At 68.1% G+C, this 11,530-nt stretch carries 11 protein-coding genes; 2 read left to right on the top strand and 9 right to left on the bottom strand.

Going from position 1 to position 11,530, the window contains the following annotated elements; genetic code table 11:
* Positions 1-244 precede the first annotated feature (244 nt).
* Positions 245-511 (top strand): hypothetical protein, encoded by a 267-nt coding sequence (locus V7053_RS15315; protein WP_334173134.1) that lies wholly within the window; start codon positions 245-247, stop codon positions 509-511.
* A gap of 17 nt (positions 512-528) precedes the next feature.
* Here V7053_RS15315 and V7053_RS15310 read toward each other — a convergent pair whose 3' ends face one another.
* Positions 529-1,212: a glycoside hydrolase family 16 protein gene (locus tag V7053_RS15310; RefSeq protein WP_334173133.1), complete on the bottom strand. Its 684-nt coding sequence runs from the start codon at positions 1,210-1,212 to the stop codon at positions 529-531.
* Between V7053_RS15310 and V7053_RS15305 the strand changes: the two genes are divergently transcribed.
* Complete coding sequence (locus tag V7053_RS15305) at positions 1,187-1,606, top strand: hypothetical protein (RefSeq protein ID WP_334173132.1); 420 nt, start codon at positions 1,187-1,189, stop codon at positions 1,604-1,606. The genes V7053_RS15310 and V7053_RS15305 overlap by 26 nt on opposite strands.
* 214 nt (positions 1,607-1,820) lie before the next feature.
* Here the strand turns inward: V7053_RS15305 and V7053_RS15300 are convergent, their stop codons facing one another.
* The 8 genes from V7053_RS15300 to V7053_RS15265 all read right to left on the bottom strand — a co-directional run bounded on the left by V7053_RS15300 (position 1,821) and on the right by V7053_RS15265 (position 11,374).
* Positions 1,821-3,095 carry a polysaccharide deacetylase family protein gene (locus V7053_RS15300; RefSeq protein ID WP_334173131.1) on the bottom strand — a complete coding sequence of 425 codons (1,275 nt, stop codon included), beginning with the start codon at positions 3,093-3,095 and terminating at the stop codon, positions 1,821-1,823.
* A gap of 125 nt (positions 3,096-3,220) precedes the next feature.
* A complete protein-coding gene (locus tag V7053_RS15295) occupies positions 3,221-5,170 on the bottom strand; it encodes a glycoside hydrolase family 127 protein (RefSeq protein WP_334173130.1) in 1,950 nt (649 codons plus the stop codon).
* Positions 5,171-5,172: 2 nt separating this feature from the next.
* Positions 5,173-6,318: a Gfo/Idh/MocA family protein gene (locus tag V7053_RS15290; protein ID WP_334173129.1), complete on the bottom strand. Its 1,146-nt coding sequence runs from the start codon at positions 6,316-6,318 to the stop codon at positions 5,173-5,175.
* Positions 6,315-7,103: a ThuA domain-containing protein gene (locus V7053_RS15285; RefSeq protein ID WP_334173128.1), complete on the bottom strand. Its 789-nt coding sequence runs from the start codon at positions 7,101-7,103 to the stop codon at positions 6,315-6,317. Before V7053_RS15285 ends, V7053_RS15290 begins: the two co-directional genes overlap by 4 nt.
* A 23-nt stretch (positions 7,104-7,126) precedes the next feature.
* Positions 7,127-7,990: a carbohydrate ABC transporter permease gene (locus V7053_RS15280; RefSeq protein WP_334173127.1), complete on the bottom strand. Its 864-nt coding sequence runs from the start codon at positions 7,988-7,990 to the stop codon at positions 7,127-7,129.
* Positions 7,987-8,958: a carbohydrate ABC transporter permease gene (locus tag V7053_RS15275; protein WP_443022632.1), complete on the bottom strand. Its 972-nt coding sequence runs from the start codon at positions 8,956-8,958 to the stop codon at positions 7,987-7,989. The genes V7053_RS15280 and V7053_RS15275 overlap by 4 nt, the downstream gene beginning before the upstream one ends.
* 61 nt (positions 8,959-9,019) lie before the next feature.
* Complete coding sequence (locus V7053_RS15270; RefSeq protein WP_334173126.1) at positions 9,020-10,240, bottom strand: sugar ABC transporter substrate-binding protein; 1,221 nt, start codon at positions 10,238-10,240, stop codon at positions 9,020-9,022.
* 111 nt (positions 10,241-10,351) lie between these two features.
* On the bottom strand, positions 10,352-11,374 hold the full coding sequence (locus V7053_RS15265; protein WP_334173125.1) for a LacI family DNA-binding transcriptional regulator: 1,023 nt from the start codon (positions 11,372-11,374) through the stop codon (positions 10,352-10,354).
* Between the last annotated feature and the right edge of the window lie 156 nt (positions 11,375-11,530).

Here is an 11,530-nt window from a genome sequence, read left to right as displayed (position 1 = left end):
TGGGCCTGGGCTGGGCCTGGGAGATGATGTGCCGCGGAAATGTCCCGCCCTAACGGGCCGTTTGAGCGGGACATTCCCGAGACCAAGGGTTCCCGAGACGAACGTACCCAGGGTTTCCGGGATGGTGCACGGCGCGTAAGTTGACTGCATGGACTGGACCCTCGAAGTTGTCATCCTGCCCGTTTCCGACATCGCTCGCTCGGTCGATTTCTAGCTCACCCCGCCGGAGTCGGGGTGCTCCATCGTGTTCGGCGATCTTCCCTTCCAGCGGCAGATGGACCCGGGCTCCCTGAAAGGGCTCCAGCTCGTCGTGGCCGACGCCGAGGCGGCGCGGGCCGAGCTGGTGGGCCGCGGCGTCGAGTGCTCGGAGCTCATGGTGTTCTTGCCCGACGGCGGCACCTTCCTCGGCTTCGACGACCCGGACGGCAACAGCTGGGCGGTCCAGCAGATCAAGGCCCGGGGCGAGAAGCCGCTGATTCCGGTCGAGCACCGCGGCCGCTTCGGCGCGTAGCGACTACCTGAACGGCGTCAGCACTGAGGCGTTGTCGCCACCGTCCCGGATGCCGGACTTCCCGTGCCGTTGATGCTGTAGTCACGCACCCAGTCGACGTTCATCGTTGCAGGTTTGGTGGTCTGGCCCGCGACCGGGAACCAGTCGAGCTGCAGGGTCTGATGCATCGACTGCCCGGGCTGATGTGCCGGATTGGTGTCCTTGAACCAGGCCTGCCCGTCGACATAGCCCGTGATTCCCGAGGGGCAGACCTGCACCGCATAGTTGTGCCACTGGGTCAGATCAAGCGGCTTGGTCGCATAGGTCTGGACGCCGCTTGCGCAGCCGTAGTGGAGGAAGAAGTTGATGTCGGCGAGGTTCCCCGTCTGTTCGGCGAAGTCGACCTCCGAGCATTGTGACGAGGCGATGTCCGGCCAGAGGATCGCGACGGCGTGGTACTGCGGCTCGTTGGCGCTGGTCCGCATCCGGACCTCGTAGCGGCCGTACTGCTGGCGCGAGAACTTGGCGCTCATGCCGCCCGTGGTGCCAGCGGAGTTCCCCGAGATGGTCATCATCCCGTTGCTCACGCTGGTCGCCTGAGGAGACCGCAGTCCATTGCCGGCGTTGCCAACGGAGTTGTAGACGTTCCATTTCGTGGAGTCGGGAGCGCCCGAATAGTTGAACTCGTCGCCTCCCGTGACGGGGCCCCAGCCTTGGGCCACAGCCGCCTGGACTCCGTCGGTCGCGCTCGCCGGAACGATGCTCGCAGGCGCGGACGGCGACAGACTGGCCGCAGGCGCCGAGGCCGACGACGTCGAAGCGGGCGCGGTGGGCGCGGTGGGCGCAGCAGACGTCATCGGCGCAGCAGCCGCGGTTGTCCCAGGGCCCGGCGCCGGGGAACTGCTCGACGTCGGGGTACTGCCCAGCGTGGGGGTGCTGCTCGATGTGGGAGCGGGCGACGACGCGGAGCTCCCTCCCGTATTGGCCAACACGGCAGCGGACGACGATGTCGCGGTTGCGGCAGTGGAGCCGGGCCCAGTCGCTCCGCACCCGGAAAGTGCCAGAGCGGTGGCAGCCAGCGCCACCAAGTTTCGCTTTCGAAATATCAAGATCTAACTCTCTCGTCGCTTCGAGGGGTTGCCCTCTTCCTCGACGGCGGCCCCTCCCCGCCTGCTTACACGGTCCGCGATAACAATTTGGTCACGAACCGCGCTAAACCCTACGCAGGAGCACGCGTCGAGGCAAACCGACTGCCGCCACCGACGAGAAAGGTTGCGGAGAGTGAGCGACGGCTGCTAAAAGGGCTGCGCCATGCGCAGACCCGATGGCCTTAGCCGAGGGCGGCGTCCAGCGTGACGAAGCCGTAGCCCGCCGCCCGGAGCTGGGAGATCACCTGCGGGAGGGCCGCGGCGTCGAGCGTGGAGCCGTCGTCGGGGTTGGAGCCGAGGTGCATCAGGACGATCTCCCCGGGCTGCGCGGAAGCCATGACGCGCTGGACGACGAAGCTCGGGCCGCGCGTTCCGTTCAGGGTGCCTTCCCAGCCCAGCGTGTCAACGGTCCACCGGATCGCCGCGTAGCCCGCTGCGTTGACATCCGCGATCGTGCGGGAATCGCGGGCGCCGAACGGGAAGCGGAAGAACGGGAGCGGGTCGGCTCCAGCGGCCTCGATGGTCCTCTGCGCGCTGCTGATCTCGGCCGCGATCTGGGCGTCGGTCAGGGTCGTGAAGTCCGGGTGGGTCATCGAGTGATTGCCGATCCGATCCCCCGCGTTGTAGATCAGCGCCGGGTCGGAGGGGAACTGGTTGACCCAGTCCCCGGTGAGGAAGAACGTGCCGGGGACGCCGTTGGCTGCGAGAGTGTTGAGGATCGATCGGAGGGCGGCGTCGTTCGCGCCGGCGTCGAACGTGAGTGCGACGACCCTCTGTGTGGTCGGAATCCGCTCGAGGTCCACGCCCAGCAGAGACGACGGGACGCTGGTGTAGATAACCTCGGTCCTGCCGCTGGCTGCGTGCCACAGAATCGAACCGTGCTGGAAGTCGCTGCGGCGCCCGCCCGTGATGCCGTACTCGCCGCTGACCGGGTAGCCGAGCCGGCTGCGCTCCCAACCGAGCGCCACCCACCGCGCACGGATCGCACCGTACACCTCGTGGGCGCCTGAGGCCGGCGACCAGTAGATCGACGAACCGGCGTTCGTACCGGCGAAGTGGTTGTACCGGCCGACCCCGTCCGGAGTGGCGGTCTCGTCGGTGAGCGGGAAGCCGAGGAACCCAGCCGGGCCGCCCAGCGCGAGATAGCGTCCGCGGATCGCCCCGTGCACCTCGTGGGCTCCAGTGGTTGCCGACCAATAGATCGACCCGCCCTGGTAGTCACGGGCCCGGCCGCCGGCTACCCCATACTCAGCGCCGAGCGGTTGGCCGAGGAAAGAACTGCCGCCGCCGAGCTGGGCGTAGTGCTCGTCGATGGGGCCGGCCGCGGTCTGCAAGACCGCCGCCGGCGGCACCGCGCTTGCAGGGTACGCCGGCGGTGCCAGGACCGTCCCGCCGAAGCCTCCCGCGAGGGCAAGGACCAAGGCCATTCCGAGGACGGCGAGTCGAGACCGGCGCACTGTGACTCCTAAGTGCTGCCCGGAAGAGTTCGAGCTTGCCGCATCCGGGCTTTGGCCTCGACGGTACGCCCGCCTGGCACGTGGCCGCGTGAGTCTTTGGTCCTGACGCGCGGCATCGACCTGCCTCAGCGGCTGACGGGGACCCAGATCCGCATCGCCCCCGGATCGCCGTTCCCCCAGGTGGCGTATGGCCGGAGACGCAGTACGGCACGCTCCGAGGCTGGCCGTTCGTCTCCCCTCGGCGCGTACAGCTCACGAGTGCCGCCCTCCCTCACGGCGCCGACTGTCTCGAGTAAGGGCCCCAGCTCGGTCCGTGTCGTCGTCTCGGCGAGTTGGCCGTCCGGGTCGATGGTCGCGCGATCGACGTCGGCTGCGTTGTCGCGCTGCTCGAGACAGTAGACGACAGGTCCGCGCCGCACGGCGACGCAACCTCGGATCGCGTCGATCCTTTCATCGGGAACCAGCACGCGCGGCGTCAGGTCGAAGTCGAGCTCGACGACGGTGCCGGCCGCGAGCGCGGCGTCGAGGCGCAGCCACCCGTCGGCGGCCTCGGCGCCCACCGCCGCCCCGTTGACGACGGCGCGCACTCCCCCGCACCAGCCGGGCACACGCAGCGAGAGCGCGCCCACAGGGTCACCGTCCGGAGCGGAGCCTCCCGACGCCTCGACGACGGTGACCCGCACGCGCCCGTCGGCGGGGTAGTCCGTGTCGACGTCGAGCACACAGCGGGCTCCCCCCACTTCCGCTTCAATCCGAGAGCGGGTGTACTGCACGAGCTGCAGCTCGGCACCGCGAACGCCCGCGAGGTAGCCTTCGAGGCTCGCGAACGTGCGCATGAGGTTCGGCGGGCAGCAGGCGCAGTAGTACCAGCTCAACCGAGTGGCCGCTGCCTCCTCCTGCACCGAGAGGTGGTCGGCACGCAGCTGCAGGGGGTTGCTGTAGAAGAAGGCGTCGCCGCTTTCGGCGAGGCCGTCCGCGACGACGTTGTAGAGGGCGGTCTCGAAGAAGTCTGCGTACGTCGCGGCACCCGTGGCCAGGTACATCCTCCACGCCCAATGCATGGCGGCGATCCCCGCGCAGGTCTCGGCGTAGGCCCGGTCGCTGGGCAGCTCATAGGCATCGCCGAACGCCTCGTCGCGGTGCCGGGACCCCGTACCTCCCGTGACATAGCTGCGGCGGGAGACCATGTCGTCCCACTGCTTCTCGAGGGCCGTGAGGAGCGTGGAGTCGCCCGTCTCGAGATAGACGTCGGCCGCGCCGCTGTTGAGGTAGATCGCGCGGACGGCGTGGCCGCGCATGAGCTCCGTCTCCCGCACGGGTGCGTCGTCCTGGTAGTAGGCCTTCCCGAAGACCCCGTCGCCGAGCCAGCCGCTGCCGCGCCGGTCGATGAAGGCAGCGGCCGTATCGAGATACTCCTGCCTCCCGGTGAGGCGGTAGAGCTCGACGAGCGCGTACTCGATCTCCGGGTGCCCCGGGTACACCGGAGAATCCGCTCCCCCGAACTCGCGCACGATCAGGTCGGCGAAACGGGTCGCGACCTGGAGGAGGCGGTCGTCTCCGAGCGAACGCGAGGCCGCGACTGCGGCTTGGACCAGGTGCCCCGCGCAGTACAGCTCGTGGCCGAAGGCGAAGTCGGTCCAGCGCTCGCGCACCGTGGCGTGGTCACGACGCGGAGCCCCGCCCCCGTCTGCCACCTGATAGGCGGAGTTCAGGTATCCACCCTCTTCCTGGGCCTTCTCGAGGAGCGCGACCGTCTCGTCGTAGAAGCTCCGAAGAGCGTCGTCGGCGTCGTGCCCGAGCTCCCAGGCGACGGCCTCGAGCGTCTTGTAGACGTCGCTGTCCGCGAAGACCGGGCCGCGGAACGGCGCGTTCGACAGCCCGGCCGCCCGGCGCAGGTTGTCGAGGTTGCCGACCGCCTCGAGCTGCTCGAGGCCGTGCGGGACCGTTCGCTCCTTGTTGCGCCGCTGCCAGCGGCCGAGCAGACCGTCGCCCAGGGCAGTGCCCTGGTCCGGCGGTGCCACGACACCGAACGCAGTAGCGGCCACCGGTGCAGCGGTGACGAATCTGGGGCTCATGTTCATCGGGGCACCCTTCCGCTCAACGCACCCGTTCCGGTCCTCGCGGAGGCCGAGCCCCACGAACGCAGCGCCTCGCGCACGTCCTCGCGGCGCTCGTTCTCGAGGGCGGTGCGGTAGGCGTCCTCGAGGACGACGGCGAGCTCCACCGTCCGCCCGGTGGCGGCAGAGAGCACGGCGGCCTCGACCATCGCCAGGCTGTGGACGTTGGAGTGGATATCGCCCGAGGGGGTCTCGCCGGTGCGCAGCGCGGAGACGAACTCGTCGAGCGCGCCGGCGATCTCGGAGCGGATCTCCGGCACCTCACCCGCCCACGCGCCGTCGTCCTCGGCATGCACGACGGCGGGTTCGCCGTCGCCGTCCCACACCGCCGTCCCGCGGGCGCCGCTCACGCGCCAGCTGCCGTTCCATGAGGTCTCGAGCCCGGGGCTGCACCAGCTCCCGGTGTAGGCGTACCGGGTCCCGCCCTCGAACGTGAAGAGCGCGTTCGCCGCGGCGTCGCCGCGATACCAGCTCCAGGACGGGTTGAAGGTGCGGCAGTCCACGGTGACGGGATCGGCGTCGAGCAGGTAGCGCACGGCGTCGAAGGCATGGATCGCCATGTCCACGAGCAGGGGGTGCTCCATCTCGTCCCGGAAGCCCCCGAAGTGCGGAGCCTTGAAGAACTCCGTGGTGACGATTCCGATGTCGCCGAGGCTCGCCGTCATGCTCTTCAACCTCGCGAGCGCCGGGTAGTACCGGCGGGACTGGCTCGTCATGAGCAGCTGCCCGGAGACCTCCTCGGTCGCGATGAGCGAGAGCGTCTCGGCGACGGTCGGCGCGATCGGCTTCTCGCACAGCACGGGGAGCCCCGCGAGCAGCGCCTCGGTGTTGACGGCGTGGTGTGCGGGCGGCACGGTCACGTCGATGACCGCTTGAGCCCCGGACTCCGCGGCGACCGCAGTGAGCGAGCTGCCGATCGCGACGTCGAGCCCGTGCTCAGCTGCCGCGCGCTGCGCGAGGTCGAGGTCGAGGTCGACGAGCCCCACGAGTCGGACACTGGGCGTGCCCGCGATCGTGCGGAGCCACGCGCGGCCCATGTTTCCCGCGCCGACGAGGACGAGGCGCAGCGGCCCGTCTTCCGGGACGAGGGCGAACGGCCCGCTCAATGCCCGACCCTGTCCCGCATGGCGCCCTGGTAGCCGTGCCCGTTGAAGAAGTCCCCGGTCTCGTAGCGCAGCAGGACCGGGATCTCCCGCTTCGGCCGATCGCTGGCCGCCCATGCGACGCCGTTGGCGATGACCCGGCGCACGTCCTTGTGGTGGTACACGGGGAAGTCCTGGTCCCCCGGGCTGAAGTAGAAGATCTTCCCGTTGCCGCGCCGGAACGTGATGCCGCTGCGGAAGACCTCCCCGCCCGAGAACGAGCTGATGAAGACGATCTCGTCGGGCCTCGGGATGTCGAACTGCTCGCCGTACATCTCCTGCTGCGGGATCTCGATCGGATGCGGGACCCCCTGCGCGATCGGATGGGTCGGGTCGACCGTCCAGACGAGCTCCCGGTCGTTTTCGCTGCGCCAGCGCAGGGTGCACGTGGTGCCCATGAGCTTCTGGAAGATCTTCGACCAGTGCCCGGAGTGCAGCACCACGAGGCCCATGCCTTCGAGGACGTGCCGGTGCACGCGCTCGACCACCTCGTCCGAGACCTCGGCGTGGGCCGCGTGGCCCCACCAGGTGAGGACGTCGGTCTCGGCGAGGACTTCCTCGGTGAGGCCGTGCTCGGGGTCGTCGAGCAGGGCGGTCGTGACGCTGACGCGCTCGCCGAGGTTCTCCTCGATGCCCTCCTTGATGGCGTGGTGCATGCCGTCCGGGTAGATCTCGGCGACGTGCGGCTCTGCCTGCTCGTGCCGGTTCTCTCCCCAGACGACGACGCGCAGTGGTCGTTTGCCGTTCATGTGCTTCTCCTTCTGTTTCACGTTTACTTGACCGCGCCGCCGAGCGCGCCGGCCGCGATGTACTTCTGCGCGAGGACGAGCAGCACCCCGGCCGGGATCGACGCGATCACGGCCGTTGCCATGACCGGCCCCCACTGGGACACGTTCGCGCCGAGGTAGTTGTAGATACCGAGGGTGATCGGGCGGACGTCCGGCGTGCTCGTCAGCGTCAGGGCGAAGAGGAAGTCGCCCCATGCCCCGAGGAACGCGAACAGCGCGGCCGTGATGATCGCGTTCTTGCTGATCGGCAGGACGATCGAGACGAACGCGCGGAGGTTGTTCGCGCCGTCGACCAGCGCCGCCTCGACGAGGGTCGGCGGGATCGACGTCATGAACGCGCGCATCAGCAGGATCGAGAACGGGATCTGCGCCGCGCTGTCCGCGAGGATGAGGCCGAGGTACGAGTTCAGGAGGCCCAGGTTGTTGAAGAGCGTGTAGAGCGCGTTCGCGATCACGATGGTCGGGATCATCTGCGTGATGAGCAGGACGAACACGAACCCTGTCATCCCCTTCATCTTGAAGCGGGCCAGCCCGTAAGCCGCCGGCGTGGCGACCGCGAGGGTCAGCGCCACGGTGCTCACCGAGACGACGAGGCTCGTGACGAGATTCCCGCCCTGCTGCGAGAGGGCCGTCTGGTAGCCGGCGAACGTGGGATGGATCGGGAACCAGTCGGTGTTCACCGCGCCCGAGTTCGCCTGCAGGCTGCTGTTGATCATCCAGTAGACGGGGAAGACCATGATGGCCAGGAAGACGATGCCCAGCACCGTCATCGGCCATTTCCGCGAGGGCCGGTTGCGGTCCTTCCGCACGGTGCCCGGCGCGAGGATCGCTTGCGTGGCCGTCGTCATTCGTCGACCTCCTTACGGGTCATGGAGAGGTACACGAGGGAGAACACGAGCGAGACCGCGATCAGCACGTTGCTCACGGCGGCGCCCTGGCCGAACAGGAACTGGACGAACGAGTTCTGGTAGGCCCATGTCGCGAGCGTCTGCGTGGAGTTCGCCGGGCCGCCGCCGGTGAGGCCGAGGATGATGTCCACCACCTTGAGCGTGTAGACCACGCCGAGGACGACGACGACGCCCACGACCGAGCGGATGCTCGGCCACGTGATGTGCCAGAACGCCTTCCATCCCACCGCCCCGTCGAGCGACGCGGCCTCGTAGAGCTCCTCCGGGACGGCCTGCAGGCCGCTGTAGAGGATGGTGGTGTTGAACGGGATGCCCAGCCAGATGTTCACGCCGATCACGGCGATGAGCGCGAGGCTCGGGCTCACGAGCCACGGCACCGGGCTGATCCCGAAGAGGCCGAGGAACTGGTTGAGCGCTCCCGAGCCTTGGTCCAGGATCCACTTCCACACGGCGGCCGAGGCGATGAGCGGAAGCAGCCACGGCAGGAGCAGCAGCGAGCGCAGGAACCCGCCGAGTGGGAAGTGCCGCTTGAAGAACAACGCCAGCCCCAGGCCGATCACGAACTGGCACACGATCGAGCCGATCGTGAACAGCGCGGTGTTGAGCACCGTCGTCGTGAACAACGGGCTCGTGAAGACGGTGACGTAGTTCGCGAAGCCGACCCACGGCGCCTCGCCCGTGTAGAAGGTGGTGGTCGTGTAGTTCTGCAGCGACATCGTCACGTTCTGGACGATCGGATAGCCGAAGAAGATCAGCACGAAGAGGACGGCCGGTGCGACGAAGAGCCATCGGGCCACGTAGCGGCCCACGCGGGGCCGGCGCCGCGGCGCGATCGGGCCGCTCGCCGTCTGGCGCGGCCGCCGGTCGAGGCGGCCGTTCACTGAGGTCATGTCACGCACTGAGGTCATATCACGCTCCTTTGCGGATCGGGTTCCGGAGGCGGGATGCCCCGCCTCCGGGGCGCCCGGTCTACTTGTTCTGCGCCTGTGCCTGCTGGAGCGCGTCCGCGGGCGACGCCTTGCCGGTGAGGGCGTCCTGGACTGCCGTGTAGATGGCAGTGGCCGCCGTCGGCCACTTCGGGCCGAGTTCGGCGGTGCGGGCGCGAGCCGTCTTCACGGTCTCGACGAACGATTCCACCTGCGGGTGGGTCTTCGCCCAGTCGGCGGCTGCCGCCTCCTGAGCGGGCACGTTGCCGGAGAGCCCGGCGATCTTCACCTGCATCGCCGGCGTGTTCAGGCAGTCGACGAACTTGGCGGCCAGGCCCATCTTCGTCTTGTCGCCGGTCTGGGGGACGTTGAAGGTCTCGCCTCCGAGAGGGGAGACGATCTGCTGATCGCTCGTGCGGGTCGGGATCGGAACGCTCGCGAAGTTCAGGCCCTTCGCGGCGTTGAGCGCGGGGAGCTGCCACGGACCGTTGATCATCATGGCTGCCTTGCCGGCGATGAACTGGTTGTTGACGTCCTGCTGGCTCCACGTGACGGAGCTCTTCGACATCGAGCCGTCGTTCTGGAGGTCGACGTCGAACTGGAGCGCCTGCTGTGCGCCCGGGCTGTTGATGTTCTTCTCGTCGCCGCCGTTGGTCCAGAAGAAGGGCAGGAACTGCCACGTGCCCTCGTAGGTGTTGATGTTGCTCATCGCGAAGCCGTAGACGCCCTTGCCCGAGTCGGTCAGCTTGGCCGCGTCCGCCTTCAGCTCGTCCCACGTCTTCGGAGGAGCGATACCGGCCGCCTTCAGCATGTCAACGTTGTAATAGAGTGCGATCGAGTTGATGACCGGAGCGAGGCCGTAGACCTGGCCGTTGTAGGTGCCCGCGTTGACCACACCGGGAACGTCGCCCGCAGGCGCGCTGACGCCGAAGTCCTTGAGCGGCGCGAGTGCACCGGTCGCCGCGATCTGCTGCACGTCGGGGTTGTCGAGCATCAGGACGTCGGGCAGCGTCCGCGAGGACGCCTGCTGCAGGACCTTCGCGATCAGCGCCGCGCCTGCGACGTGTACCGGGTTCACGTTCACGCCGATCTGGGCCGCGCAGTCCTTGTAGAGCGGATCGTACGTGCTGGTGTAGTAGTCCTCGATCGTCAGCGTCTGCTTCCCGCCCGAGGACGCGGCGCCGGATCCGGAGGAGCAGGCAGCCAGGGCGAGGGTGACGGAGGCCGCTCCAGCGAGCGCCGCGAGAACGCGTGAATTCTTCACAGAAAAGCTCCTTTGCTTTGGCTCTTTGTCGCTTTGGTTCTATTGTCGATGCGTATCGACGATGCGCATCGATGACCGACGTGGTGTTGCTGCTCGCAGGGGTGGGACGGGTCAGCGCTTGGCGCGCGGATGCAGGGTGCTCTTCCGCCTCTTCAGGACGGGGCGGATGAGCTCCAGGGCCTCATGGGCCCTGGACGCGGGATCGTTGAGGTCGCGGACCATCATGTGGACGGCCCGCCGGGAGACTTCGTCCGGCTCGAAGCCGATGGTGGTCAGCGGGATGCGCTGCCGTTCGGCCAGGCCGTCCGAGCAATTGACGACGACGGAGACGTCCTTCCCGAGGACGAGGCCCAGGTTGTTGAGGGCCTCCACGAGAAGATCTTGGTTGGCGGCTTCGGGGGCGATGAAGGCCGGGGTCCCGTTGGTCTGTTCGAGAGCCTTGGCGACGGCCTTCTCCATGCCGGCGATCGTGATGCGACCGGGGGCGTGGATGGTTTTGATTCCGTTCGCGGCGGCCGCCTTGTCGACGCCGCGGTGAAACCGTTTGACGTAGTTGACGTGGCGGCGGATGACGTCCTCCTGCCAGTCCACGAGGGTCACCGTTTTGTGGCCCAGCTGTGCCAGTTCCTCGACGCACATCGTGCCCGCAAGCTCGAAGTCGGCGTCGATGCACTGGAGGCCCTTCGCGTCTTCAGGGATGCCGATGAGGACGCTTGGGACCGGGAGGTTTCGGATGACCGGGACACGGGCGTCCTCACCTTCGACCTGCATGATGATGAGCCCGTCGACCAGTTGCTGGCCCACGACGCGCTCGAGGCCCTCCGGGCCTTCGTCGTCGGTGACGAGGAGGATGTCGTAGTCGCTCTGCCGAGCGGTTGCGGCGATGACGGAGATGAACCCCATCATCGAGCCCCTATGCAGGTCCGGGACGAACGGGATCGCGAGGCCGATGACCTGGCTGCGCCGGCTGGCGAGCGCCCTCGCGCCGGCGTTCGGCTGGAACGCGAGCTGGGCCATGGCGTCTTCGACGCGCTTACGGGTCTTCTCCGAGATCGGGCGCCGACCGCTCATGACGTACGAGACGGTGCTCTGCGAGACGCCCGCGAGGCGAGCTACGTCCTTGCTGGTTGGCATCTGCCCGCCTCCTCGTCGAACCGTATCGTCGATGCGTATCGAGGAAGAGTATGGCATGGGTCACAGCGGAGGGCAAGGATGTTTCGACTATTCCTACAGGCTCGATCATCGAGACGGGCGCCCCCAGTCGTCCTCGGCCAGTACGCTCTCCCCCAG

This window comes from Sinomonas sp. (genome assembly GCF_036848755.1).
In the GTDB taxonomy this organism is placed as follows: Bacteria; Actinomycetota; Actinomycetes; order Actinomycetales; family Micrococcaceae; genus Sinomonas.
This window is presented reverse-complemented; position numbering and strand designations above follow the sequence as displayed.